Origin of the sequence: Bacillus sp. FJAT-47783, assembly GCF_022808615.1 — a bacterium.
Lineage (GTDB): Bacteria > Bacillota > Bacilli > Bacillales > Aeribacillaceae > Bacillus_BZ.
Genome location: NZ_JAKZKS010000012.1, coordinates 52,914 through 79,436, shown reverse-complemented (window position 1 = coordinate 79,436; position 26,523 = coordinate 52,914). Strand labels below are relative to the sequence as shown.

Here is a 26,523-nt window from a genome sequence, read left to right as displayed (position 1 = left end):
AGCAGATTCAGATGAAAGCGATCATTTATTGTCGAGTTAGTACAACGAAAGAAGAACAAGAATCGTCTTTAAAAAGACAAAAGGAGGAATTGTTAAAATTAGCAAAAGAAAAAAACATGGAAGTGATTCGCACGATAGAAGAACGAGAAAGTGGTTACAAAATAGATCGGGAAGGAGTTTTTCAACTTTTAGATGAAATTAAAACCACCAAAGTGGATGCCGTTCTGATTCAGGATGAAACGAGAATTGGAAGGGGAAACGCGAAAATTGCCCTCATTCATTGTATTTTGAAAGAAGGGGTTAAAATCTATACTGTAAGTCAAAATAATGAACTTGAGTTATCAGAAGCTGACTCCATGGTGCTTGAAATTGTCAGTATTGTCGAAGAGTACCAACGTAAAATCCATAATATGAAAATTAAGCGTGGGATGAAACGAGCGGTAGAAAAAGGGTATAACCCAACGAAAAATTTAAAAAATCAACATTTCCCTTCAGGAAAAGAAAAAATTGACGTTCCAGTTGAAGAAATTGTAAGACTACGAAGTAATCAATTAACATTTGCTGAAATTGCTGCTACATTACGAGGTTTTGGATATAATGTATCAAAAGCAACCGTTCATCGACGCTTTAAAGAATATATGGAGCAATTCCAAGATGAAGAAGTTGATACAAAATAGTTGCGAGTTGTTAATCGATTTAGTACGATAAAAGCGCGATAGAAATAAATAAGGAGTTTAAAGCATGTTACCAAAAGAGAAAATTGACCGCATTAATGAACTGTCTAGGAAATCAAAATCAGTTGGTTTAACAGATGCTGAAAAAGAAGAGCAACAACAATTAAGAAAAGAATATTTACAAACTTTTCGTTCTTCTGTTAAAAATACATTACAAAATGTGACGATTCTCGATCCAAAAGGAAACGATGTAACACCTGAAAAATTGAAAAAAATAAAAAATAAACGACTTCATTAAAAAGGAATACAGCAATGATCCGTGTATTCCTTTTTGTGTTGGAGATTATAAAATGATGTAAAATGAAAAAATACATATATGTTTAATACAAAGGCTATGATAAAATAATGGTTACTTAATAAGAGAAAGGATGAAAGACTTTGTCTAACTCTATACAAGATTTAGCAATTAATACAATTCGCACATTATCGATTGATGCTATTGAAAAAGCAAATTCTGGTCACCCAGGAATGCCGATGGGGGCTGCACCTATGGCCTACACATTATGGACAAATTATATGAACCATAACCCTGAAAATCCAAATTGGTTTAACCGTGATCGTTTCGTGTTATCTGCAGGACACGGTTCCATGTTACTTTATAGCCTTCTTCATTTATCTGGTTATGATGTCACAATGGAAGATATTAAACAATTTCGTCAATGGGGAAGTAAAACACCTGGTCATCCAGAATTTGGACATACTCCTGGTGTCGATGCAACAACTGGTCCACTAGGGCAAGGTATTGCTATGGCTGTTGGAATGGCAATGGCTGAACGTCATTTAGCTTCTACATATAATAAAGAATCGTACAACATCGTCGATCACTACACATTTGCAATTTGTGGTGATGGAGACTTAATGGAAGGAATTTCTTCTGAAGCAGCTTCATTAGCTGGTCACTTGAAATTAGGTCGTCTAGTCGTACTATATGATTCCAATGATATTTCACTAGATGGTGATTTACATAAATCGTTTTCGGAAGATGTACAGAAACGATTCGAATCAATGGGATGGCAAGTTCTTCGTGTTGAGGATGGGAATAATGTTGAAGAAATAGCTAAAGCCATTGAAAGTGCCAAAGGAGATGTTGAACGTCCGACCTTAATTGAAGTAAGAACGACGATTGGATACGGTTCTCCTACCCTTGCTGGTACGTCTAGTGTACACGGTGCTCCATTAGGTGCGGAAGAATTAAAGCGTACGAAAGAAACGTATTCTTGGACATTTGAAAATGATTTCCATGTTCCAGATGAAGTTTATGAGCATTTTGCACAAACTGTTAAAGATGCAGGACAAAAGAAAGAAAAAGAGTGGAATGAGTTATTTGCAAGCTATGAGAAAGAATATCCTGAGCTTGCGGCACAACTTAAACTTGCAATTGCAGGTGAATTACCAGCAGATTGGGATGCTGAAATGCCTACTTATGAAGCTGGTAAAGCTCTTGCATCACGTGCTTCGTCTGGCGAAATGATTAATGCGATTGCAAAGAAAGTACCGTTTTTCTTTGGAGGCTCAGCTGATTTAGCAGGATCTAATAAAACGACGATTAAAGGCGCTGAGGATTTCGCAGCTAGTGACTATAGCGGTCGTAATATTTGGTTTGGCGTTCGTGAATTTGCAATGGGTGCTGCATTAAACGGTATGGCACTTCATGGTGGGTTACGAGTTTTTGGCGGTACATTCTTCGTATTCTCTGATTATTTACGTCCGGCTATTCGTCTGGCAGCATTAATGAAATTACCTGTTACGTACGTATTTACACATGATAGTATTGCAGTTGGTGAAGACGGCCCGACACATGAGCCAATTGAACAACTTGCTTCTTTACGTGTCATGCCAAACCTTTCTGTCATTCGTCCGGCAGATGGGAACGAAACGAAAGCGGCTTGGAAACAAGCTTTAACATCAAAAGAGATGCCGACAGCACTTGTATTAACACGTCAAAATCTTGAAACGTTAGAACTTTCAGCTTCACATGCTGAAGAAGGTGTAGGAAAAGGTGCATACGTAGTATCCCCAGCAAAAGAATCTCAACACGATGCGATCCTTCTAGCATCAGGATCAGAAGTAGGATTAGCTGTAAAAGCGCAAGCAGCATTAGCAAAAGAAGGTATTCACGTATCAGTTGTCAGCATGCCATCTTGGGATCGCTTTGAAAAGCAATCAGCTTCTTATAAAGAACAAGTTTTACCGAAGAATGTAAAGAAACGTCTTGCTATTGAGATGGCTTCACCATTAGGCTGGGAGCGTTACGTTGGCGACGAAGGAGACATTTTAGCGATCGATACATTCGGTGCATCAGCTCCTGGTTCGAAAATTATGGAAGAGTATGGGTTCACCGTTGAAAACGTTGTTGCAAGAGTAAAAGCATTATTAGGCTAAGATTCGACAAAATTAGTGCCTCATTTTACCGCTATCAGACAATTCTCTTCATATCTTTACGCTATAATAAGTGAAAAGGTTGGAACGGAGTGGGTTTTATGAGGCACTTTTATCTCTACTTAATAAATGAGGAGTTTGCGAGTCATTATTTCGGCCGAGAATTGAAATTGTTTCAATTATTTCATGAGTATTTATGGACAAGCAGAGATGAGCATCGCTATGCTACGATAAAGCGACAAGTCGACTATGTATCCAAGAAGATCCCTGTTGTATATTTAGATGAACTTATAAAAATGTATTTAGAAAATCATGACGGTTATCAACATGTATCTCCAATTCATAAATATTTTTTAAGCAATAATCGTGGAAGCGCCACATTAATGTTAAAGAAACAAAATATCGAAATTACGGCAACAGGTAGCTTTGAAGCTGAAACGGTCTTTTTTGAAATATTACGAAAGTTCAATTGTTGCTTTTTAGCTATGGACTTTAAAAATGAACAGTACGGATGGTTAAACCCTATTAAAGAAAGAAAATTTGTCTAGATAGGCAAAAATTACTGGTCAAATATTGTATAATTTCGTTTCGTTTAGTACACTGTATGTTAGACAACATGAAGGAGGAAAAGAGTTAATGGAACTTTGGTTAGCGATTCTTTTAATCGTTCTAGCGCTAGTTGGTGGCGTAGCGTTAGGTTTTTTTATTGCGAGAAAATATATGATGAACTATTTGAAGAAAAACCCACCTATTAACGAACAAATGTTAAAAATGATGATGATGCAAATGGGTCAAAAGCCATCCCAAAAGAAAATTAACCAAATGATGAAAGCGATGAACAATCAACTGAAATAAATAAACGTTGATATATAAGAGATTAAGCTGACTGATAAGCATTAATAGGACAAGTTTTATCTAATATTTTGTTGTAGATGAACTTTTTACCTTAAATGTCTGATCTTTTTGCTTAATCTTTCATCAATCGAATCCGAAACCACTTTTTCTATTGGAAACGTAACCAATGAAAGGTGGTTTTTTTATGTTTTGGAAGAAGCTTTAGAAGAGTACATATATCAATGCTAAGCTAAAGGATTCACAGCAAAGCCCTAGAAAAAAGCTTGTGGGATAAATAATTAAATGAATTGTAAAAATATTAAAAATAATGAAACCAAATGATGATTTAGCCGTATATTTATTATCCATTTACGGAGGTGATGATATGATTAAAAAAATCGGGAAGTATCTATTCTTAATCGTTACTTTTCCATTTGTACTTTTATGGTCTATCTTCTTTGACTCAAGTGGCAATACGGCAATGTTCCTAAGAGATGTAATTGAAGATAAAGAATAGACCTCTTAATACGCTAACCATCCTTAGGCAGCTTCAAAGGTTGTTAGCAGCACGGTGACATTAAAGTAACGGTAGGTTTCGTGTTCTACCTACTCTTTGATTTGGAGAATCTGTTCACAATAATACTGTTTTGGTTCGCCGAAATGTTTTTCGATTGCTTTGTTGATGATGGAAAAAGCAAATCGAGGATTATATCATCACGCAACGGTACATCATTTTTCGTTACGGTTTCGTTTATTATTACTAGGTACTTTCGTATTGCACAAAAAATGGAGGTGGAACCATTATCGATGAGGAACTTGAGAAGGTAAAGAATCGTATTGAAAAACGTCTGGAACAATCTAACCGTAACAATAACGGAGGAAGATCGATTAATGATGCCATGGAGCATTTGGGACGGATTGAAGGCTTCCCATCCCCAAACCTTTCGAATGTCAATATAAACAGCTTACCACTACCCATTCGTATTCTCGGTTATTTGTTGATGGGTTTCATAGGTTTGGGGGCTCTTACTGTAATTATATTAATACTTATCAAATAAAAAGGAAAAAGGGTACATGCATTTCCTACAGGTTAGGGGAGAGTAAGAGGTAATGAAAAAATATTTAGGGGCCCACCGCCTTTAAACGGTATACGCTTTTAGTCTTATACTTAATTTGTTATTAAGTTAAAGAGCTGGATTCTAAAATAACAGGTCGCTTAGTTTAATCTACAAAATGGGGCAAAATCCCCATAGATGAAGATAGTTCACTTAACATAAAAATATAGATGGAGAAAGGGAGCATCGACCTTATAAGATGATGTCTCCCTTTTTTCATTTTCTCATGTGAGGATTATTCAATGTAATGTCTGAGTAAATCTGAGCCATTTCTTCAGGTGTCTCCTTTACTCCTAAACTGATCCACTTTTCAAGCATGTGCCAAATACCTGCTGTATTGAACACCGTATAATACTCCAAGAATTTGTCATCATATCCCTTCATCAATTCAGCTTTATACTTACTATTTATGACAGGTGTATAATCGTTTAGCTGCTTAAGAACGATAATGAAAAGGTTATTTTGTTGGAGGAGTTGTAAAAAATCAATATGTTTCTGCCAAAACTCAAAATATAATTTTGCCATGATATAAGGGGTCAGAACGTCTACTTCTTCAAATTTCTGTTCGACTTCATTCATCAATCCAGTAATGTATTCCTGAAGAACATCTTCTTTAGATTTGAAGTTTCGGTAAAAGGTTTTTCGAACTAACTGAGCGGTATCTGTAAGTTCTTTAATAGATATCTTATGGTAAGGTTTTTCCTCCATTAATTGCAGTAAAGCATCAATAATCATCTTCCTCGATCGAATGGAACTAGGGTTATTACTTTTTTTGTATTGCATTAGAATCTCCTTCTTTTCAGAAAAAATGTCCCATATTTCTTATTATGTATCACTTGTTCCCCATCTATTGACTTAGTTTTAGTAATGTCATTATAATCTAGTTACACAAATGACACAAGTGTATAACTAGATACAAATGTAGCTTTAATATAGATAAATGGAGGAGAAAAAATGAATTCTAACAGTAAGAGTGTTGTTCTCATTACCGGGGCTTCTGCAGGAATGGGGAAAGCCACAGCTGAATTGCTCTTGGAAAAAGGATACATTGTCTATGGAGCAGCAAGAAGAATAGAGAAAATGAAAGAATTGGAAGCGAAAGGTGCTCATATCCTAGCAATGGATTTAACAAATGAACAATCAATGATTAATGGTTTAAACCGTATCATACGAGAACAAGGAAGAATTGATGTCTTGTTTAATAATGCTGGATACGGATCTTACGGTGCAGTGGAGGATGTCCCATTGGAAGAGGCAAGGAGGCAGTTTGAGGTAAATCTGTTTGGACTGAGCAGACTAACTCAACTGGTTCTTCCATATATGAGAAAGCAAAAATCAGGAAAGATCATCAATAACTCTTCTATGGGCGGAAAAGTTTATACACCACTAGGAGCATGGTATCATGCCACAAAGCATGCGCTGGAGGGTTTTTCAGATTGTCTTAGACTTGAGGTTGCTCCATTTGGGATTGATGTAGTTGTCATTGAGCCAGGAGCAATCGAAAGTGAATGGTCCGATATTATGCTAGAAAATGTTCAAAAAATGTCAGGCAGTACTGCTTATGCCAATATGACGAAATCTTATGTTGATATGTCTAAAAGAATGGGAGGGAGCTCATCTTCTCCGAAGCTGATTGCTGAAACGGTGCTAAGGGCGATAGAATCGAAGAAGCCCAAGACAAGGTATTTGGTAGGAAAGTTTGCCAAACCAATGGTATTCTTAAGACGAATTCTTTCTGACCGAATGTTCGATAGAGTACTGTACATGATGTTAAAACAAAAATAAAAGGTGAAAGAGGTGATAATTCTTGGGGAATAAAATGGACCCCATCGTCAAGACACGTATTTTTAAAAAATAAGGTGAGCAGAACGAGGGGGTTCTACTAAGTGAATGCCAAGGGGATGAATTGGGTTTAGCATGAGGGGGAGTTCCTACCAAGCGATATACTTACAATGTATTGTCTTTCCTAGAGATAAGCCTGTCAATAGAAAAGAGAACAGGGAGGTTAGCCAGTAATTTGATGGTCTTTGATCAACTAAGGTATGAATATTTATAAAATATAAAGGAGGGGCCGATAATATTTGAAGTAAAAGGAAGTGATTTAAGTGATAGGGTTTTTAATTTTTGTTCTTTTGATTTTAGCATTTGCTTTTTTTATAGACTGGAGACGAAGGAAAAACAACAATGATTCGCAGATACCAACCAACCCAAACGATAAACCTAGTGACAGTTCAAACTATATAATGGGAGATAATAAATACACGAACGGCGGAGAATGATAACCGTTTCGTCTTAAACAAAAACTGCTTATAGAGGCTACCCTTAGTTATTCTATTATATGATGCGATTCCGAAGTGAGGGATGAAGTCCTTTTTTATATATTATAGCAAATAACGGGAGAGAATCTAAAACACAATTAGGTATGTATATGTGTATTAACGTGACGAGAAGTTGGTGAATGACGAATAAGGTAAGATTTCAATAAGTTGAAGTCAAAAGAAAAACCGCTTTGAAACGATTTACGTACAAAGCGGTTTTGTCATTATTCTTTGTCTTTTTTGCTATGTTTTCCAAATAAATCTTCCATGAGACGGTTATATAGTGGTGAGTCTTTAGGTATTGTATATAGTTCATTACTTCCGTCGAGTTTTAAGCGAAGATAACCTCTTTCGGTATTTAACCAAAACCGATAATGTCCTTCTTTGTATAAATTCTTACTTTCCTCCATAACAAACTCTCCCTATTTTATCTTTATATTCCTATATTAACATATTTATTTAAAAATACTTCTTTTATCTTAATACATTGAAAATTGTGTTCGTTTCAACACGTGCTATGGATGTAGCATACTATAATAAATGGTCGTTCCCAGTAAAACATCAAGAGACCTATAGATATTTACGCTACAAACATAATGAATTCACTTTTCCCACATAAAATTGTTATAAAAATGTCATATCCAACGTGATTATTTTTCGATCCCAACTTGTTAAAATAGTAGGAAGGAAAGGAGTGAATTGATTTGAGTGATGTAAATGTATTTTTAGCATTTGGAGCTGGTTTGCTTTCATTTATTTCTCCTTGTTGTTTGCCGTTATATCCAGCTTTCTTGTCATACATAACAGGGGTTTCGGTTAATGAAATAAAGGGTGAAAATGCGATGTTGCAAAAGAGAAGCCTATTACATACGTTATTTTTTTTATTAGGCTTTTCGGTTATTTTTATTGCAATTGGATTTGGTACAACGTTTATTGGAAAGCTATTTTTGGACTATCAAGATTTAATTCGCCAAATTGGGGCCATTTTTATTGTGTTTTTTGGATTTGTCGTTTTAGGTTTGTTTACACCAGATGCGCTGATGAAAGAAAAGCGTTTTCAGTTTAAAAATCGTCCGGCTGGTTTGTTAGGCTCTAGCTTAATTGGGATGGCTTTTGCAGCAGGGTGGACTCCTTGTACGGGTCCCATTTTAGCATCAGTTATTTTACTAGCTGCTTCAAATCCAGGGTCTGGCTTCGTTTATATGTTAGCCTATACACTTGGCTTTGCGATTCCATTTTTCGTTTTATCATTTTTCATTGGGAAAATGGACTGGATTAAAAAACATAATGTCAAGATTATGAAAATTGGCGGCGTGATTATGATTATTATGGGGATTTTATTGTTTTTTGATTGGCTAACGAAAATTATCATTTTCTTTACTAACATATTTGGTGGATTTACGGGATTTTAAGGTGAATTTTCCCACTTTTTTCTTTTTTTTAGTATAATACATAGTAGATGACCAGTATGTGTGTAGGGAGGTGTAAATCCTTGGTTCTAAAATCTTTGCGGTAAACTGACCATTGGAAGGATTGGTTTATCGTATTGCTGACTCTAACAGAACGCCGTGGGGTGTCTTGAACAATAGGCTCATCCTAACGGAGTGACGTGAAAGTCGTCACGGCATGTCCCACTTTTCTTGATTTGGGGGGCGAATTTAAGAATTTATGAGATTTTAGTAACCGGGTAAAATCGTGCCAACAGTTTTAATTGTTGATGATGCAAAATTTTTGCGGAAAACATTAAAAAAAATTTTTGAGCATGCTGGCTTTGAAGTTGTAGGTGAAGCTGCAAATGGGAGAGAAGCGATCAGTTTATTTCGAGAGTTAATGCCAGACATTGTGACGATGGATATTACGATGCCAGAACTGAATGGAATCGAAGCTGTAAAAATGATTAAACAAGAATACCCTGATGCAAAAATTATTATGTGTTCAGCGATGGGACAACAACGTATGGTTGTCGAAGCGATTGAAGCAGGGGCAAAAGATTTTATCGTCAAGCCATTTGATGAAGTTCGTGTATTAGAAGCAGTGAAACATGTGTTACAATAAGGATATTCATTTCGTTTTATGGCAAAGGGTTGATTCAACATGATGATTGCATATTCGATTTTAGGTTTGTTAATGGGACTAGCTGTCATTATCGTACGTACGAAAGCAGCCAAAAAACCAGCCACTGTTAAAAAAATTATTCTTCCTCCCATCTTTATGAGCACGGGAGCTTTGATGTATATTTTTCCTGCTTTCCGAATAACACCGTTAGAAATAGTGGAAGCTTTAGCAGTTGGTTTTATTTTCTCTATTATTTTGATGAAAACGTCTCATTTTGAACGAAAAGATGAACATATTTATTTAAAGCGTTCAAAAGCTTTCCCAATTATTTTAATTAGCTTATTATTGCTGAGAATTATTTTAAAAAGTTATTTAAGTACAACAATTGATTTAGGCGAGCTAAGCGGTATGTTTTGGATGCTCGCATTTGGAATGATTGTACCGTGGCGCATTTCGATGTATATGAAATTTCGGAAAATGAAACAAGAATTGGAAAGCAAAAAGACAAATGATTAAATACATACAACAATCCCCCCTCCTAGATAGAGGGGGGGTTTTAATGTTGCAAAAGGAATTGCTGGTTCTTCATATGTTGCTCAAAACATGTTGTGAAAAACCTTATAAAACACCTGAACTTTCTTGTTATGACAGGATATTTAACTAAAAAAGAGCTTCATATTGTGAGTAATCAATATTTTTCTCTTGTAGACGCTTTATTAAAAATTTATGGTCCCTTTTTGGTGTCGCAATAATGTAACCTCGAATAACAAGATCTTGTGTGATACTAGTGGCTTTTTCGTTTAATGCAAGTTCGCCAATTTTTCCGGCTATTTTCTGACGCGCAACATCTCGGAAAAGTTCTGGAACAGGGGAAACTAATTCCTCTAAAAGCTCCTTTTGTTCTTCAGGCCATAAATGCCGCGTCTTTTCTATGTAATATTCTTGCCAATCTAATTCAGATTTCCCGTCTTCTTTTGGTATTCGTTTTAAAAATTTACGGAACATAAAAAATCCGCCAATTCCGAGCATGGCAAATAAGAAGACGACCCAAAATAAAATAAACCATAAAAACCAACCCGTTAACATGCCTTCACCTCAAAGATTACAAATTCCATCCTTAATTATACACAACGAATGGAAGGAAAGAAACCGTTATGGATTAATGGATTCTTGGGCGATGATCAATTCATTGACAGCAATTCGTACCGCTTCAACTTTTTCCTCATGCCGACCTACTGACATATAATCATCTAGTTCGGCAAAAACTTCATATTCGTTGTTATCAAAATATATGGTAAATTTAATGTTTCCACAATCAGAAGGATAAATAAACAGTTCGTAAAGTTTCATTTGAAAGTTCATGTGAGGCATCCCCCAATCTAATAAAATAAAGTGAAGCTACATTCAATGGGGTCTCTTTCATCCCTCACTGAATGTTTGCTCCTACGGTATAAATGAAAGATCCATGTGGCCCAATGGGTGTGGGTGATATAGACATTTCCATAGGGCGTGGGACTCTTAGTCTATGTTTTTTATTTTCGAACAGCACACCTAACTTTTTGTTTTTAATTTTTAAGATAGAGTCTGAACGCCCGTAAAAAGTGGGCTAAACTGCGTTTCTACAAAAAATATTACCATAATGTTTCCATCGAATGCTACTTTTCTTACAAAATTTTATAAAAGAATAATGAAGGGAGGATAACTGTAATTAAATAAAACCATGTTCTAAATGAAAATTAAATCTAATTAAATAAAACCATGTTCTAATTGAATAACGGAAGGGGCTTAAAAGAATCTGTTTACTCTTCATTCGTTAATACATATTTGAAATACAAATTCCGCAAGACATGTGTTTTATACTGCTCCAATTTCCGATGATCTTCAGGATGCTTTCGAATTCCTCTAAGCTTTAATTGCTCAATATACCATCCTTTGGATCCTTTATATGCCATGAATGAAGCACCTCCAGACAGTTTTCATAAAACGCTATTAAAATACTTACTTTATTCAAATTATGCGAAGCAGCTTGGAAAAGATTCATATTTTCCAATAAAACTATGTTCTAAATGAACTGTGTATAATCCCTTCTCCCGTAACTCGTTCGAAAATCAATAAAGTAAATAAGGCATGTAGAAAAAGTCAACAATCTCGTGAAAAATACATAAAATAATTAGAACTTCAAGAAAAGATAAAAAATATATTCTGGGAGAAGGGGATATAGGTGCTTAAATATTATTGTTCACAATGTATGTTGTTACTTAACGAAGAAGAGAAATGCACGCGATGTGGCAATAAAGAAGTAAAGCGTATTGTCATAAATATTCAAACGAATAATAAAAATGAGAGGTGTTCATAAGTAACAGATATGATTCGTAGAATCGAATCGTTCAGCTCTAAAATGATAATGTTCTTATCACGAAAAGACACTTTTTACTTTATGCGGTGTCACGTTGTTGATGAAAGAGGCTAGATGGATTTTCGTTGTACTCGTATCTTTAAAAAAATCAGGCCATTACAGCCTGATTTTGCTTACTTTTATTGAATAGGAATCGTATTAACTGTGCGGTTCATCGTTCCTTCCTTTTTAATTTTAATTTCTAATACAGGGCTTACATATGTTGCGTCGATCCATTTATCTTCCAAAATAAATGGTAAGACGACAGAACGCTCTTTTCGGTTCTGTTCATCGTTAGAATGGGCAATTATAATACGATCTTTATTGATCTCAATCATAATATCTTCACGTTTAACATCTTCTAAATGAGCTTCAACAATGTACTCACAACTAGTTTCAAACAGATCGACACGGAATGTGTAGTCATCCAAAAAACTTGTAAATGGATCTTGAAAGAATTGGTTCATCCATTCCTCAATTCCCTTGATTTCACAAGGGAGGGACTGTTTTTTCTTCCCCATACCAATACCCCCAAGTTATTTCAAACTTAAAATTATGTTTATTCAATTGTGATTATTTTGTTACTGAATTGAGTGAAACTGAGTGAAAGGACTATTGAAGCTTAAAGAAACTGTATCTATAAATGTTGAATGGAGTTAACGGGTTCAAATCCGTCTATTTGTGGAGTTTTGAAGGTGGCAAAAGCATTTTTATCATATTATGAAGAGGATGATTGTTTAAGAACATTCATTTTTCATACAAAAATGCAACATTTTGTATAAAAACTGCTTGTAAGAAAAACACCGCCCACCATAGAAAGTAGGCGGTACTTAAAGTTTTCTTATTACATATCATGACTTTTATTATGTTTCTGACGTGTATGATTCCGATTTTTTACTTTTTTGGACCCATCTAAAGGTTCAGGCTGCCCAGGTAAATCTCCTTTAGGTGCATTCTTTCTCATGTCCTTCCCATCATTTTTGTTCATATCTTCTACCTCCTTTCTAAAATAGCGTTCGTTATTTTTTAGAAAACATGCAAAAATATGTCGAATAAAATGGTGTGTTCTATTACAAACTAGTTAAGAGATGGTAGAAAAGGAGTGATTGTTGTTGCCTTATCATAAAAATAAGCAACAAGCTTATCAAGCTGCAGAACAAGGGATGAAGGATGTAATGGATGTTTACACTCAAGTTGAACACGATTCAGCTACCTACGGTTCGCAGTTAAAACATTTAAAGCAAGAAGTAAATGAAGCGTATGAACAAATTCAAAATGCTCTAGAAGTAGCAACAGAGCATGAACAGGAAAGGTTAAAGCAGTATGAACAAGATTTACAACGAATTGTTCATGAGGTAAATAACGAAGAATGTTAAACGACGGAAGAATCCGTCGTTTTTTATCGGGGTATCTAATAAAAGCTTGAATCTTAATGAAGTAGGGGCTAATTCGTAACCCTATATCATTATTGCTATATCATTATTGGTTCGTTTTCCGCTTTTTATTGTTTTGACGCTGTTCAGCTGTTAAAGGCTCATTTTGCAATTCTTCATTGTAGCCAGCACCCATTCCTTGTGCTTTTGCAGCGTTCATTCCTTCAATAATATGGTTAGCTTTTCTTTTACCCATTATCTCTTCACCTCCATGTATAGTGTTTACGAAAAAGACGCAATCATACTTCAAGGATTGAACGTAAAATTTTTTTATTTTGAAAAAATAAGAACATAATAAAATATAAGGGTAACTTATATAAATTGATAACGTCATTGTTATTTACTTATTGTGAAAAGTATATTAAGATTGAATTGTGCGAATTTTAGGGGGAGTAACGACATTTTTGTCGATTTTTATTTAAAGGGGGAGAAAACGACATGACACAGCAACAATTAACGAAAAATGACGTTTTCCAATCAAGAAAATCCTTTCAACTGAATGGGAAAAAATATCATTACTATTCATTAAAAGCATTAGAAGATGCAGGGGTAGGTCAAGTTTCTCGCTTACCATACTCGATTAAAGTTTTATTAGAATCTGTATTACGTCAAGTAGACGGACGTGTTATTAAAAAAGAACACGTAGAGAATTTAGCTAAATGGGGCACGAACGAATTAAAAGATTTGGATGTGCCATTTAAACCTTCACGTGTTATATTACAAGACTTTACAGGTGTTCCTGCTGTTGTTGACTTAGCGTCTTTACGTAAAGCGATGGCAGATATGGGTGGAAATCCTGATAAAATCAATCCTGAAATTCCAGTTGACCTTGTCATTGACCACTCTGTGCAAGTCGATCGTGCAGGTACAGAAGATGCATTAAAATTTAACATGGATTTAGAATTTGAACGAAATGCGGAGCGCTATAAATTTTTAAGCTGGGCGCAAAAAGCGTTCGATAACTATCGTGCGGTTCCACCTGCAACAGGAATTGTTCACCAAGTTAACTTAGAATATTTAGCCAATGTAGTACATACGATTGAAGGTGAAAACGGAGAATTCGAAGCATTTCCAGACACATTAGTCGGCACTGACTCTCATACAACGATGATTAACGGTATCGGTGTATTAGGCTGGGGTGTTGGTGGTATTGAAGCAGAGGCTGGGATGTTAGGGCAACCATCCTATTTCCCTGTACCAGAAGTTATCGGTGTGAAATTAGTTGGAGAATTACCAAATGGTACAACAGCAACTGACCTTGCACTAAAAGTGACACAAGTGTTGCGTCAAAAAGGCGTTGTCGGGAAGTTCGTTGAATTTTTCGGTCCTGGGGTTGCGAAGCTTCCACTAGCTGACAGAGCAACCATTGCAAACATGGCTCCAGAATACGGTGCAACCTGTGGGTTCTTCCCGGTTGATGGCGAATCCATTGAATATTTACGCTTAACTGGCCGTGATGAAGAAAACGTCAAAGTAGTAGAAGCATACTGTAAAGAAAATGGATTATTCTATACACCTGATTTAGAAGACCCTGTTTTTACAGATGTAGTTGAAATTGATCTTTCAACAATTGAAGCGAATTTATCTGGTCCTAAGCGCCCGCAAGATTTAATTCCGCTTTCTATGATGAAGAGTGAGTTTCATAAAGCGCTTACGGCTCCTGCTGGAAACCAAGGGTTCGGTCTTGAGCCTACTGAAGTGAATAAAGAAGTGACAGTTAAATTCAATAATGGCGAAGAAACAACAATGAAAACTGGTGCAGTTGCCATAGCGGCGATTACGAGCTGTACAAACACATCAAATCCATATGTATTAGTGGCTGCCGGCTTAGTAGCGAAAAAGGCCGTTGAAAAAGGATTGACGGTTCCTAAATATGTGAAAACATCGTTAGCACCTGGATCAAAAGTTGTAACAGGCTACTTAAAGAATTCTGGCTTACTTCCTTACCTTGAGAAACTAGGATTCAACACGGTTGGATACGGTTGTACGACATGTATCGGGAACTCCGGACCATTAGCTGATGAAATTGAAAAAGCTATTGCAGAAAATGACTTATTAGTCACTTCTGTTCTGTCAGGAAACCGAAACTTTGAAGGGCGTATTCATCCACTTGTAAAAGGGAATTATTTAGCATCACCTCCACTAGTTGTAGCGTATGCGCTAGCAGGGACAGTAGATATCGAATTACAAAGCGATTCGCTCGGGAAGGATCAAAACGGAAACGATGTGTTCTTTAACGACATTTGGCCATCAATGGATGAAATTAATAAAGTTGTTAAAGAAACGGTAACACCTGAATTATTCCGTGAAGAATATGAGCGAGTATTCGATGATAACGAGCGTTGGAATGAAATTGAAACAACGGATGATGCTCTTTATAAATGGGATGAAGATTCTACGTATATTCAAAACCCACCTTTCTTTGAAGGATTATCGGCTGAGCCAGGCAAAGTTGAACCTTTAAAAGGGCTTCGTGTCGTAGGAAAATTCGCTGACTCTGTTACAACAGACCACATTTCACCAGCGGGCGCAATCGGTAAAGATACGCCAGCGGGAAAATATTTGCAATCAAAAGGGGTATCACCAAGAGAGTTCAACTCTTACGGGTCTCGTCGTGGTAACCATGAAGTCATGATGCGTGGTACATTTGCTAACATTCGAATTCGTAACCAGATTGCACCTGGCACAGAAGGTGGATACACAACGTACTGGCCAACGAATGAAGTGACATCTATTTACGATGCGTGTATGAAGTACAAAGAAGACGGTGTCGGACTTGCAGTTTTTGCTGGTAAGGACTACGGAATGGGTAGCTCACGTGACTGGGCAGCTAAAGGAACAAATCTATTAGGAATTAAAACTGTTATTGCTGAGAGCTTCGAACGTATTCACCGTTCAAACCTCGTGTTAATGGGTGTACTTCCACTTCAGTTTAAGCAAGGTGAAAATGCAGAAGTACTAGGCTTAACAGGTAAAGAGACGATTGAGGTTGAAATTGATGAAAACGTTAAACCGCGTGATTATGTAAAAGTAACGGCTACAGATGAAGCGGGTAACAAAAAAGAGTTCGAAGTACTTGTTCGATTCGATAGTGAAGTTGAAATTGACTACTATCGCCACGGTGGTATTTTACAAATGGTACTTCGTGACAAGTTGAAAGGGTAAATAGTGAAAAGAAGCGGTGAAATGCCGCTTCTTTTTATGTGCGATGGCCATCCGTACACCATTTACAATGAGTGAGTTGTTAAAGGTTGGAATAATATTTTACTTCTATTCTTGTCCGGAAAATGAACTATGCCCAACCATTAGCAACTTGTTGAGAATGATAAGGAACTCGTTGGTAGCCTTGAAAGAGATTACCCTACTCTATTGAAAAAATTGTCATAAAACCTTCATAGCTTTTACTAATTGAATCGATTATGATAATTGAGTACAGACATAAAAAGGAGTTATCTCCATGACAATGGATGCCTTTCGTATTGGACCGTTAACGATTCAATATTTATACGTTTTTGCCATTTTAAGTTTTATTATTACATACTATTTAATACAAGCGTTACAATCAACTAAGCAACTTAACGAATTTTTCCGAAAACATTATTGGAATGGTGTATTTCTTTTTGTTATTAGTTATAAAGCAAGTACACTGCTTACAAGTCCATCCTTACTTTTGAAAAATCCACTTGCGTTTTTATATTTTGCCACTTCATCAAGTGGGATCTATGTGGGGCTTATTATGACATTTCTTTACATACTATTTCAAAACATTCGTAACAAATCATTAACGGTCATGCAAACATGTTGGTTATTTGGATGGACCGCTGTGATTTATTTCATTGTGTTTAAAAGTGTACAAATTATTTTATTGAATATGCTCTAATCTAGAGCTTGTAGGAAGGGAGACAACATGAAGAGAATCATTGCGATTATAGTTCTAGTCGTTTTAGCTAGTGTGGCGATTTGGCAAACTTTGGCTCACAATGAAACGAAAGAAGGGTTAGAAAAAGGAGCATTAGCGCCAGATTTCGAAGTACAAACATTAGAAGGAGAAATAGCACACTTATCTGATTTTCGAGGGAAGAAAGTCATTTTAAATTTTTGGGCGACATGGTGTCCTCCATGTAAAGAGGAAATGCCTGAAATGCAAAAATTTCATGAAAAATTTGGAGATCAAGTAGCTGTTATTGGCGTCAATTTTACAGTGAGTGAAAAAAGTGAAGAAAACGTTCGGACATTTGTTGAGGAAAATGAATATACGTTCCCAATTTTACTTGATCAGAAAAATAAGGCGAATAGTGGCTATGAAGTTTTATCATATCCAACGTCATATTTTTTAGATGAAGAAGGGCGTATCATAGATAAAATTGTTGGTCCAATGACCTATAAAGTAATGATAGAAAAAACCGGAATGTAAAAGTGCTGCTGTGTAGCAGCATTTTCTATTTTATCACGGGCAGTAAGACCCCCACCTCAAGATTTTATAGTAAAGGACAAGTGCCCATAAATATCCGAACATAAAGAACACAGACTAAGAGCGCCACATCCTGTGGGTCATAAGGGCCTTTAAGCATCCTGTAGGGACTAACATTCAGTGGAGGATGAAAAAAACCACTGAATGAAGTTTTACTGATATGTGTTTGAAAAATCGGAAAATTGGACATAATGTCACTAAATGTTCACGAATCCACACTGATAAATGTCAGAAAATTAAGTATAATTAAAGTGGGTTTAATTTCTAATACGACTTTTAAAGAAAGAGGGACAAAAATGAAAAAAAATAAACCTTCATTTGAACAGCTTGTACGAGAAAATAAACAAAAGCTTTTAAATGATCAACGCGCATTAGATGAATTAGAAGAAAGACTCGAAAAAAAGCTTGAAAAGCGTTTTTTAGAGAAATTAAGTTGAATGTAATACTTACCAGTTATCATTCACGATTTTTGCCTCATGATATAAATGGGAGGCGATTTTCGTGACGAATTCAAATGATAAACAATCACATTTCAATCCAAATCATCAAGGAACGAAACCAAGAGGTTTTAGCGGGAATAAAGGAAAACAAATGGCGGATAAAACGAATCAACATGCTCAAGTGATTCAAACAAAAGGAGAGTAAGGTATCATACCTTACTCTCCTTTTGTTACAATAAAAACATTATGTAAACTAAAAATGTGGCTATAATTCACTTCATTCTGTACATACTAATTTTGTAATATATATTAATTAATGAGAGGATGATGAAGAATGCCACATAATAAGCCAAAACCAGATGATCGCTCTGATAATGTTGAAAAGCTGCAATCCATTGTTGAAAACACGATCGAAAATATGGAGGAAGCAGAAGAAACGATGCAATTTTCTAGTCCTGAAGAGCGTGAGAGAATACAAGCGAAAAATCAACGACGAGAAGAAAGTATTCACGCTTTGCGGGAAGAAATTAAAGATGAAGCAGCCGATCGTGAAAGCGGATATCGAGATGAACAATAACGAAAAAAAGAGCTGGTGCAAAACGCCAGCTCTTTTTTTGAATCAGTTGAGATGCATTTAAACATTCGGTAAGATAAAAGAATATAGAGATATTTTTGTCGTCATAGTTAGGAGAGGAATAAATATGTTCGTATCAAAAAGGGAAATTGATGTACGGTATGCGGAAACGGATCAAATGGGTGTTGTGTATCATGCGAACTATTTAGTTTGGATGGAAGTAGGACGCACACAACTAATTAAAGATCTTGGATTTTCATATGCGAGTATGGAAGAGCAAGGCGTATTATCACCTGTTTTAGATGTACATATTCAATATAAAAAGCCGCTTAAATATGGGGAAACCGCTGTGATTTATACGTGGATTGAAGAATATAACGGACTTAAAGTAGTGTACGGATATGAAATATATACGCCAACTGGAGAGCTCGCTATTCAGAGTACGTCAACACATGTTTGTGTAAGAAAAGAAACGTTTAAGCCTATTTCTATGAAGAAGACGTTCCCAGAGTGGCATGAAGCATATTTGCATGCAATGAAGAAGGAATAACGATGGCTTTTGGAATTAAGAGAAAAGAGCTTATTGAATGGAAACAAAAAGTCAAAAGAGGCGAAATCGCCTTTTTGACCCATTTTTGGTATGATGAACGCTTCCCTAAATACCATTCTGTTACAAAAGTAGGGTGCGGGAATCTTTACAAATTAGAAAAATGGGGAGAAGTGAACGGTCTTAGACGAGAATGGATTCACCATTATGGTGATTTTCCACATTTTGATCTTCTTGGGGAAAGACAATGGTTGATTTTAAAAAAATATGGATATGAAGACCATATCCTTCGCTTTCATTTGAAGCAAACTTATACGGAATAATTCCTTTTGCATTTATGAATGGGGTAGCGCCTTGATTTACGTATCTCACATTACACGTGTATATCACCTTTTGCACTTTCGTGAGTGGATACGTCCAAAAATGACTAGAAAAAGCTTGCAAACATCGTTGTTCGCAAGCTTTTTGCTACTTGAATTAATCGATTTGGAATATAGGTTCATTCATTGCTTGATCAAAAGCAACGGTTAAATCTTTTCCGTCAAAATACCATAAATCTTTTTCTTCGATGAAGAACGTAATTCCTTCTTGAGAAATTTTAGTGCCGACATCCATTGGTTGCTCTTTTGCAACACCTAACGAAAATCCTTTTTGGACATTACTGCATCCTCCGTAGCGAGCAAAAAATCGCAATGTATCTCCATCCGTTAAATTGAATTCTTCCTTATACCATTTTGCTGCTTCTTTTGTTACATCCATTTTCATTTTTTGTCACCTCTAAATGTCATTATACAGATGTCAGGATCGATTATTCAATGAAATAGGCTTAATCTACACGTAATCGGAATAAGAGATTAACGCTCGATCGTTTCACTTTCCTGAATAAAAGTTGCTTCTTTTGTTTTTAGCCATTGGTTCATATGCTCTATCACTTCGTTGTTTTTCTGTTCATTCATATCCTTTAAAAAATGAATTTTGTAGTTTCGGCTTCCATGACTCGATACAAACGTAGGAATAACCTTAGGGTTACGGAGTGAAATGGCTGTTACGTTTCCGTCTGTTTTTTTATCAATTTGCAATTGAAAGATTCCGCCGATATCTTTTCCGTTCCCTTTTTGAGCTGATAGAAAGTTCCCGAGGGAATATACGACAATACTTTTATCTCCATTTTCTTGCTCAATCCATTCCATTGGCTGAAGAACATGCGGGTGATGACCGATAATCACATGAGCTCCCTCATTTGCGATGAATTGGGCTAGTTCTTTTTGTTCAGTCGAAGGATAGCTTTGATATTCGAGTCCCCAGTGCATATTGACAATGACCACATCTACTTTATTTTTTAATCGCTCTAAATCTTTTTTGATTTTTTCTTTATCAATCAAAGAGACGAGATGCGGTTTGCCCTTTGGTACGGGGATACCATTCGTTCCGTATGTATAGGATAGAAAACCGAGATTCATTCCTTTTACATTGATAATTCTTAATGTTTCGGCATCTTTCATATCTTTATAACTACCGACATAGTGCATCCCGATTTTTTCATAATGAGCGATGGCATTTTGTATCGCCGTTTCCCCACGATCAAGCGTATGGTTATTGGCCATTGTCATTAAGTCGACACCGGCATCTTGAAAGTTATCAGCCACCTCAAATGGACTGTTAAACGAAGGATAGGTAGATAATCCGATTTCTGTACCGCCGATGATGGATTCTTGATTAGCCATTGTGAAATCAGCTTGCCGTAGCGTATCTTTCACATTTGTTAACATCGGACTAAAATCGTAAACACCATCTTGCTTCTTTGCGTCTTCATAAACAGGACGATGGATGAGAAGATCTCCAATCGCCGCAATGGAAATAGTGGAATGAAACTCTTTTAATGAAGCGGCAGATACTCTTAATGAATGGTCTTTACTTTCATTATTGGAAGATAATCGACTCCCTTTGGAAGATTGAAACGTTAATAAACCTAAGACTAAAATAATGCCAATTAAAAAAACTAAAGCATATTTCTTCATAAGACACATCCTTTTTCTATTCCTCTTTTTTATATTACCAGAATTTATATCATTTTGATAAAGTTTTCAGGGGTAAATATAGTCTTTGATGTCTAGCTCCAGGTGCCATCGGATCAGAAGTAAAGCCAATCCGCCCAGAAGGTATAAAAAGCATCTTTTAGTTGGCTTGTCTTGTCCTTGTCGCTAGTAGGTAGGCGCTTTGTTCATTTTTTGTTGGAAAACTTTTTAGCGTTAAAACTAAAAACTTAGTGGAGAAATGTCGGAAGTTTTTAAATAGGTTTTTTTACGTATTGATCAAATTGTATAAATATATTACTGTGTTTTTTCCATACACCTTTTGTTCTGAAAGTGTCCGAATATTAATCGTCTTTATGCTGAAATGCTGATGCATATTCTTTTTACATAGATTTTTTCTTGGCATTAAAATTGCATATTGTATAGTGAGTTTAAAAAAGAGAAAAGTTTCGAGGAGGATATAATATGCGTGAAGTAGTCATTGTTGAAGCTGTACGGACACCTGTTGGAAGACGAAAAGGTGTTTTTGCTAATGTTCGTGCAGATGATTTAGCATCTGAAGTTTTACAAGAGCTTGTGAATCGGGCAAACATTTCAGCAACTCTAATTGAAGACGTCATTTTAGGATGTGTTTCTCAAGTCGGTGAACAGTCCGTAAATATTGCGAGGCTGGCGGCTTTAGCTGCAGGATATCCAATTGAAGTACCGGGAACAACGATCGATCGACAATGCGGCTCAAGTCAACAAGCGGTACATTTTGCCGCACAAGCGATTTTAAGTGGAGATATGGATGTCGTTGTCGCTGGTGGTGTGGAAAGTATGAGCCGCGTTCCAATGTTTTCTAATCGACAAGAGATTCCTTTTAGTGAAAAACTAACGAGCAAATATGAATTAATCCATCAAGGATTATCTGCTGAAAGAATTGCGGAAAAATGGGGATTTAGTCGAACTCAATTGGATGAATTCGCCTATGAAAGTCACCAAAAAGCGATTAAAGCGCAAGAAGCAGGAAAATTTGAAAAAGAGATTTATCCAATCGAAGTAACGAAAGAAGATGGAACAAAAATCGTTGTCAAAGAAGACGAAGGTCCAAGAAGGGATACGTCGCTGGAGAAATTAAGCGCATTAAAACCTTCATTTATTGAAAATGGAGTCATCCATGCAGGAAATGCAAGTCAAATGAGCGATGGGGCAGCTGCACTTCTCATCATGTCAAGAGAAAAAGCGGAAGAGCTTGGTGTAAAACCGCGTTTTCGTATTGTTGCAAGATCTGTAGTAGGATCTGATCCAACATTAATGCTGACAGGTCCAATTGCCGCGACAGAAAAAGTATTACAAAAAGCTGGATTAACGATTGATGATATGGATTGTTACGAAGTAAATGAAGCATTTGCTCCTGTTCCATTAGCATGGATTCAGGAAACGGGTGCCGATCCGAAAAAGTTAAATCGAAATGGAGGAGCCATTGCATTAGGACATCCGTTAGGCGCTACAGGTGCTAGAATTTTCGTTTCGTTAGCCCATGAATTAGAGCGAACGGGAGAACGATACGGATTAGTGGCAATTTGTGAAGGCCATGGCATGGCTAATGCTACGATCATTGAACGGTTGGATTCGTAAATCAGAAATTATTACAAATCCATTCGATTGAGGAAATTCAAAATAGAAGTCATAATAGGAGCCGTTTAAAGATAAAACGAGGGAGTAATTTCCCTCGTTTCGTTTACAGCCATTTGATTTTCGGCTCTGTCTTATTGATGATCCGCCTAATGTTAGGGCGATGGCGGTATATGACAAAAATAGTTAATAAGCTAACGACGATAATAAGTGGAATATCTTTTGTAAATAAACTATAAATAATCGTATAAGTGCCTGTTAACATAGATGACAATGATACATATTTTGAAAAGTATAAAATGATAAAAAACACAGCAAGCAACGAAATAAAAAGAATTGGATTATAACATAACAGTACACCGCCTGAGGTCGCCACTGCTTTTCCGCCACGGAAATTTGCAAATACTGGATACATATGGCCAACTGCTGCAATCATTCCGGCAAGTAAAGGATGGAAACTTGCATCGATCCCGAAAATATAAGGCAAAGCAGTAGCTAATGTCCCTTTTAAAATATCAGCAATCGTTACGATAAGACCGGCCTTTACACCGAGTGTTCGAAACGTATTCGTACCACCTAAGTTTCCACTTCCATGTTCGCGAATATCAATGCCATAGCCAATTTTCCCGACGATTAAGCCAGATGGAATGGATCCAATTACATAAGCTAAAAATACGATAAGTGCGTAAATCATGTTTTTTCCCCTTTAAATCAGATTCTTTTTTTATTGTACACAACTTCTAAAAAAACCTCTATGTATAATGCTTTATAATATTACTAAATTTTATTCTTCATGAAAAGGGATTACGGGTATTCATTAGTTGGAGTCGAATTACATTTCACTGTATAATGGAAATAAATGAAGGAGGGAGAAAATGATGGCATTTGAAAATCCAAGTCAAAGCGAGATTAAAGAAATTTTACAAAAATCAAAACGCATAGCTGTTGTTGGCTTATCTAATAAGCCTGAGCGTACGTCTTACATGGTGACAAAAGCGATGCAAGATGCCGGGTATGAAATTATTCCAGTTAATCCAACGGTTGATGAAGTACTCGGTGTTAAAGCTGTCTCGTCTTTAAAAGAAATTGACGGCCATGTTGATATTGTAAATGTATTTAGAAGGTCAGAGCACCTCGTTGATGTCGCAAAAGAGTTTTTGGAAATTGATGCTGATGTTTTTTGGGCCCAGCAAGGTGTTTTCAATGAAGAAGCATATGAACTGTTAAAAGAAAAAAACAAAACAGTCATTATGGATTTATGTATAAAAGTAGCGCATTCTTTAACGAAATCGTAAGCCCTACACGGGGTTTACGATTTTTACGTTTATAATAATAACAAAGATTTCAAAGGTTATGAGAGTCCTCATTGTCCAGCTCGAGAAGACGAAAAGCAAATTCATCTAAAAGGTAAAAAGTACCTTTTGGCAGGCTTGACGTGTGCTTGTTGTAGGATTTGTCCGTTTTTCTATTTTACAGAAAGGTTTGAAATTGTTTATGAAACAGATATACAATAAAGCATGAGTATTTATGAGATAGTTGACGAGAGTAATTGTTATAGGTACAATACTGAACATACGTTCTTACTGTTTTGAAAGGGGTTAAAATCGTTTGGTAAATACAAGGAAGATTGAATACAATGATGATGCGATTCAAGTACTAGAAGGCTTAGAAGCTGTTAGAAAGCGTCCGGGCATGTATATCGGAAGCACAGATGCACGTGGCCTCCATCATCTTGTTTATGAAATTGTCGATAACTCTGTAGACGAAGTGCTCGCAGGCTACGGAGATTATATTAAAGTCACGATACATAAAGATAATAGTGTTTCTGTTCAAGATAAAGGTCGTGGAATGCCTACCGGTATGCATAAAATGGGTAAGCCTACACCTGAAGTCATTTTAACGGTCCTCCATGCTGGTGGTAAGTTTGGACAAGGTGGCTATAAAACGAGTGGGGGTTTACATGGAGTAGGTGCTTCTGTCGTAAACGCCCTATCTGAATGGCTTGTCGTCACGATTAAACGCGATGGTTTTATTTATGAACAACGTTTTGAGAACGGGGGAAAGCCCGTTACGACGCTTGAAAAAGTAGGCAAGACGAAAGAAACAGGAACGACGATTCATTTTAAGCCCGATCCAAGCATGTTTAGTACGATCACCTATAATTTCGAAACGTTGAGCGAACGATTAAGGGAGTCTGCCTTTTTATTAAAAGGATTAAAAATTGAAATCATCGACAATCGGAATGATGTAAAAGAAACATATCTTTATGAAAATGGAATTGAAGCATTTGTTACATATTTGAATGAAGAAAAGGATTCCTTACATCCTGTCGTCTCATTTGAAGGGGAGCAAAATGGAATTGAAGTAGATTTTGCTTTCCAATTTAATGACGGATTTAGTGAAAACATCTTGTCATTTGTAAATAACGTCCGTACAAAGGACGGCGGTACACATGAAGCTGGGGCGAAATCAGCGATGACAAGAGTGTTTAATGAATATGCACGCAAAGTAGGCCTTTTAAAAGAAAAAGATAAAAACTTAGAAGGTTCGGATATTCGTGAAGGGTTAGCTGCGATTGTATCTGTCCGTATTCCTGAGGAACTATTGCAGTTTGAAGGACAAACGAAAGGAAAGCTTGGAACGAGTGAAGCGCGTTCTGCTGTTGATTCTGTTGTCTCAGAGCAACTTTCGTACTTTTTGGAAGAAAATCCAGATGTGAGTTCTTTATTAATTAAAAAAGCGATTAAAGCGGCTCAAGCACGAGAAGCGGCCCGAAAAGCCCGTGAAGAAGCCCGTTCAGGTAAAAAGCGTAAGCGAAAAGATACATCCTTAAGCGGAAAACTGACACCTGCACAATCACGTAACCCGAAAAATAACGAGCTTTATTTAGTAGAGGGAGATTCTGCAGGTGGATCTGCCAAGCAAGGACGTGATCGAAAATTTCAAGCTGTATTACCGTTACGTGGTAAAGTTATTAATACAGAAAAAGCGAAGCTTCAAGATATTTTTAAAAACGAAGAAATTAATACAATCATTCATGCAATTGGTGCTGGTGTCGGCCCTGATTTTTCAGTTGATGATGTCAATTACGATAAAATAATCATTATGACCGATGCGGATACGGATGGAGCTCATATTCAAGTGTTGTTATTAACGTTCTTTTACCGTTATATGAAACCATTGATTGAAGCCGGAAAAGTATTTATCGCTCTTCCACCGCTATATAAAGTATCAAAAGGTAGTGGGAAAAAAGAAGTGATAGAATATGCATGGAGCGATGAAGAGTTAAAAGATGTGACTAAAAAAGTTGGGAAAGGCTATACGATTCAGCGATATAAAGGTCTCGGTGAAATGAATGCAGACCAATTATGGGAGACGACAATGAATCCGGAAACACGTACGTTAATCCGCGTTCGTATTGATGATGCAGCACGTGCTGAGCGTCGTATTACAACGTTGATGGGTGACAAAGTGGAGCCACGCCGGAAATGGATCGAGAAAAACGTTGCATTCGGCTTAGATGAAGAAACGAATATACTCGAGAACGAAAATTTATCTGTCGGAGAGGAGGGCTAATA

Annotated in this window: 32 protein-coding genes; 21 read left to right on the top strand and 11 right to left on the bottom strand. The window is 36.5% G+C overall.

The features are described 5' to 3' along the window. Positions 1-11 precede the first annotated feature (11 nt). The 5 genes from MLD65_RS10580 to MLD65_RS10560 all read left to right on the top strand — a co-directional run bounded on the left by MLD65_RS10580 (position 12) and on the right by MLD65_RS10560 (position 3,968). Positions 12-677: a YneB family resolvase-like protein gene (locus tag MLD65_RS10580; RefSeq protein ID WP_243291836.1), complete on the top strand. Its 666-nt coding sequence runs from the start codon at positions 12-14 to the stop codon at positions 675-677. A gap of 64 nt (positions 678-741) precedes the next feature. Beyond that, the gene (locus tag MLD65_RS10575; protein ID WP_243291835.1) at positions 742-972 is read left to right on the top strand and encodes a DUF896 domain-containing protein; all 231 of its coding nucleotides are present in this window, start codon (positions 742-744) and stop codon (positions 970-972) included. Between the two features lie 152 nt (positions 973-1,124). After that, positions 1,125-3,116, top strand: a complete 1,992-nt coding sequence (gene tkt, locus MLD65_RS10570) for a transketolase (RefSeq protein WP_481748517.1) — start codon at positions 1,125-1,127, stop codon at positions 3,114-3,116. Between the two features lie 98 nt (positions 3,117-3,214). Further along, complete coding sequence (sirA, locus tag MLD65_RS10565) at positions 3,215-3,661, top strand: sporulation inhibitor of replication protein SirA (protein ID WP_243291833.1); 447 nt, start codon at positions 3,215-3,217, stop codon at positions 3,659-3,661. 88 nt (positions 3,662-3,749) lie between these two features. Continuing rightward, the gene (locus tag MLD65_RS10560) at positions 3,750-3,968 is read left to right on the top strand and encodes a YneF family protein (RefSeq protein ID WP_243291832.1); all 219 of its coding nucleotides are present in this window, start codon (positions 3,750-3,752) and stop codon (positions 3,966-3,968) included. 1,310 nt (positions 3,969-5,278) lie between these two features. Here MLD65_RS10560 and MLD65_RS10555 read toward each other — a convergent pair. Continuing rightward, positions 5,279-5,845, bottom strand: coding sequence for a TetR/AcrR family transcriptional regulator (locus MLD65_RS10555; RefSeq protein ID WP_243291831.1), 567 nt, complete (start codon positions 5,843-5,845; stop codon positions 5,279-5,281). A gap of 171 nt (positions 5,846-6,016) precedes the next feature. Between MLD65_RS10555 and MLD65_RS10550 the strand changes: the two genes are divergently transcribed. After that, positions 6,017-6,847: an oxidoreductase gene (locus MLD65_RS10550; protein WP_243291830.1), complete on the top strand. Its 831-nt coding sequence runs from the start codon at positions 6,017-6,019 to the stop codon at positions 6,845-6,847. 757 nt (positions 6,848-7,604) lie between these two features. Here MLD65_RS10550 and MLD65_RS10545 read toward each other — a convergent pair. Then, entirely contained in the window at positions 7,605-7,790 is a 186-nt protein-coding gene (locus MLD65_RS10545) for a hypothetical protein (protein WP_243291829.1), read from the bottom strand. 294 nt (positions 7,791-8,084) lie between these two features. Between MLD65_RS10545 and MLD65_RS10540 the strand changes: the two genes are divergently transcribed. The 3 genes from MLD65_RS10540 to MLD65_RS10530 all read left to right on the top strand — a co-directional run bounded on the left by MLD65_RS10540 (position 8,085) and on the right by MLD65_RS10530 (position 9,951). Continuing rightward, complete coding sequence (locus MLD65_RS10540) at positions 8,085-8,792, top strand: cytochrome c biogenesis CcdA family protein (protein ID WP_243291828.1); 708 nt, start codon at positions 8,085-8,087, stop codon at positions 8,790-8,792. Positions 8,793-9,075: 283 nt separating this feature from the next. Then, positions 9,076-9,435, top strand: coding sequence for a response regulator (locus MLD65_RS10535; RefSeq protein ID WP_347709289.1), 360 nt, complete (start codon positions 9,076-9,078; stop codon positions 9,433-9,435). 39 nt (positions 9,436-9,474) lie between these two features. Beyond that, on the top strand, positions 9,475-9,951 hold the full coding sequence (locus MLD65_RS10530) for a CcdC family protein (protein ID WP_243291827.1): 477 nt from the start codon (positions 9,475-9,477) through the stop codon (positions 9,949-9,951). Positions 9,952-10,095: 144 nt separating this feature from the next. Here MLD65_RS10530 and MLD65_RS10525 read toward each other — a convergent pair whose 3' ends face one another. The 5 genes from MLD65_RS10525 to MLD65_RS10505 form a co-directional block, all read right to left on the bottom strand. Next, on the bottom strand, positions 10,096-10,521 hold the full coding sequence (locus MLD65_RS10525; protein WP_243291826.1) for a DUF2621 domain-containing protein: 426 nt from the start codon (positions 10,519-10,521) through the stop codon (positions 10,096-10,098). Between the two features lie 66 nt (positions 10,522-10,587). Next, a complete protein-coding gene (locus MLD65_RS10520) occupies positions 10,588-10,797 on the bottom strand; it encodes a hypothetical protein (RefSeq protein ID WP_243291825.1) in 210 nt (69 codons plus the stop codon). Positions 10,798-11,234: 437 nt separating this feature from the next. Next, positions 11,235-11,387: a DUF2639 domain-containing protein gene (locus MLD65_RS10515; RefSeq protein WP_243291824.1), complete on the bottom strand. Its 153-nt coding sequence runs from the start codon at positions 11,385-11,387 to the stop codon at positions 11,235-11,237. Positions 11,388-11,970: 583 nt separating this feature from the next. Further along, a complete protein-coding gene (locus MLD65_RS10510) occupies positions 11,971-12,351 on the bottom strand; it encodes an Hsp20/alpha crystallin family protein (protein ID WP_243291823.1) in 381 nt (126 codons plus the stop codon). Between the two features lie 323 nt (positions 12,352-12,674). After that, positions 12,675-12,818 (bottom strand): small acid-soluble spore protein P, encoded by a 144-nt coding sequence (locus tag MLD65_RS10505; RefSeq protein WP_243291822.1) that lies wholly within the window; start codon positions 12,816-12,818, stop codon positions 12,675-12,677. Between the two features lie 124 nt (positions 12,819-12,942). Between MLD65_RS10505 and MLD65_RS10500 the strand changes: the two genes are divergently transcribed. After that, a complete protein-coding gene (locus MLD65_RS10500; protein WP_243291821.1) occupies positions 12,943-13,206 on the top strand; it encodes a hypothetical protein in 264 nt (87 codons plus the stop codon). A 103-nt stretch (positions 13,207-13,309) separates the two neighbouring features. Here the strand turns inward: MLD65_RS10500 and sspO are convergent, their stop codons facing one another. After that, positions 13,310-13,459, bottom strand: coding sequence for a small acid-soluble spore protein O (sspO, locus tag MLD65_RS10495; protein ID WP_243291820.1), 150 nt, complete (start codon positions 13,457-13,459; stop codon positions 13,310-13,312). Between the two features lie 242 nt (positions 13,460-13,701). Between sspO and acnA the strand changes: the two genes are divergently transcribed. The 8 genes from acnA to MLD65_RS10455 all read left to right on the top strand — a co-directional run bounded on the left by acnA (position 13,702) and on the right by MLD65_RS10455 (position 19,618). Then, positions 13,702-16,428: an aconitate hydratase AcnA gene (gene acnA, locus MLD65_RS10490; protein ID WP_243291819.1), complete on the top strand. Its 2,727-nt coding sequence runs from the start codon at positions 13,702-13,704 to the stop codon at positions 16,426-16,428. A 292-nt stretch (positions 16,429-16,720) separates the two neighbouring features. Next, a complete protein-coding gene (locus MLD65_RS10485; RefSeq protein ID WP_243291818.1) occupies positions 16,721-17,143 on the top strand; it encodes a hypothetical protein in 423 nt (140 codons plus the stop codon). A 27-nt stretch (positions 17,144-17,170) separates the two neighbouring features. Next, positions 17,171-17,677: a TlpA family protein disulfide reductase gene (locus MLD65_RS10480; protein WP_243291817.1), complete on the top strand. Its 507-nt coding sequence runs from the start codon at positions 17,171-17,173 to the stop codon at positions 17,675-17,677. Positions 17,678-18,030: 353 nt separating this feature from the next. Further along, positions 18,031-18,171: an FbpB family small basic protein gene (locus MLD65_RS10475; RefSeq protein ID WP_243291816.1), complete on the top strand. Its 141-nt coding sequence runs from the start codon at positions 18,031-18,033 to the stop codon at positions 18,169-18,171. Positions 18,172-18,235: 64 nt separating this feature from the next. Next, positions 18,236-18,379: an acid-soluble spore protein N gene (locus tag MLD65_RS10470; protein ID WP_243291815.1), complete on the top strand. Its 144-nt coding sequence runs from the start codon at positions 18,236-18,238 to the stop codon at positions 18,377-18,379. 129 nt (positions 18,380-18,508) lie between these two features. Then, positions 18,509-18,751 (top strand): small acid-soluble spore protein Tlp, encoded by a 243-nt coding sequence (tlp, locus tag MLD65_RS10465; protein WP_243291814.1) that lies wholly within the window; start codon positions 18,509-18,511, stop codon positions 18,749-18,751. Positions 18,752-18,875: 124 nt separating this feature from the next. Next, entirely contained in the window at positions 18,876-19,298 is a 423-nt protein-coding gene (locus MLD65_RS10460) for a YbgC/FadM family acyl-CoA thioesterase (RefSeq protein ID WP_243291813.1), read from the top strand. Positions 19,299-19,300: 2 nt separating this feature from the next. Further along, entirely contained in the window at positions 19,301-19,618 is a 318-nt protein-coding gene (locus tag MLD65_RS10455) for a hypothetical protein (RefSeq protein ID WP_243291812.1), read from the top strand. 154 nt (positions 19,619-19,772) lie between these two features. Here MLD65_RS10455 and MLD65_RS10450 read toward each other — a convergent pair whose 3' ends face one another. Both MLD65_RS10450 and MLD65_RS10445 read right to left on the bottom strand, forming a co-directional pair. Further along, positions 19,773-20,060: a HesB/YadR/YfhF family protein gene (locus tag MLD65_RS10450; protein ID WP_243291811.1), complete on the bottom strand. Its 288-nt coding sequence runs from the start codon at positions 20,058-20,060 to the stop codon at positions 19,773-19,775. A gap of 89 nt (positions 20,061-20,149) precedes the next feature. Further along, entirely contained in the window at positions 20,150-21,313 is a 1,164-nt protein-coding gene (locus MLD65_RS10445; protein WP_243291810.1) for a CapA family protein, read from the bottom strand. A 480-nt stretch (positions 21,314-21,793) separates the two neighbouring features. On the opposite strand from MLD65_RS10445, the gene MLD65_RS10440 reads away from it, so the two are divergent. Continuing rightward, positions 21,794-22,948, top strand: coding sequence for a thiolase family protein (locus MLD65_RS10440; protein ID WP_243291809.1), 1,155 nt, complete (start codon positions 21,794-21,796; stop codon positions 22,946-22,948). Between the two features lie 103 nt (positions 22,949-23,051). Here the strand turns inward: MLD65_RS10440 and plsY are convergent, their stop codons facing one another. After that, a complete protein-coding gene (plsY, locus tag MLD65_RS10435) occupies positions 23,052-23,639 on the bottom strand; it encodes a glycerol-3-phosphate 1-O-acyltransferase PlsY (protein ID WP_243291808.1) in 588 nt (195 codons plus the stop codon). Between the two features lie 184 nt (positions 23,640-23,823). On the opposite strand from plsY, the gene MLD65_RS10430 reads away from it, so the two are divergent. Both MLD65_RS10430 and parE read left to right on the top strand, forming a co-directional pair. Next, on the top strand, positions 23,824-24,240 hold the full coding sequence (locus tag MLD65_RS10430; RefSeq protein WP_243291849.1) for a CoA-binding protein: 417 nt from the start codon (positions 23,824-23,826) through the stop codon (positions 24,238-24,240). 313 nt (positions 24,241-24,553) lie between these two features. Next, positions 24,554-26,521 carry a DNA topoisomerase IV subunit B gene (parE, locus tag MLD65_RS10425; protein ID WP_243291807.1) on the top strand — a complete coding sequence of 656 codons (1,968 nt, stop codon included), beginning with the start codon at positions 24,554-24,556 and terminating at the stop codon, positions 26,519-26,521. Positions 26,522-26,523 lie beyond the last annotated feature (2 nt).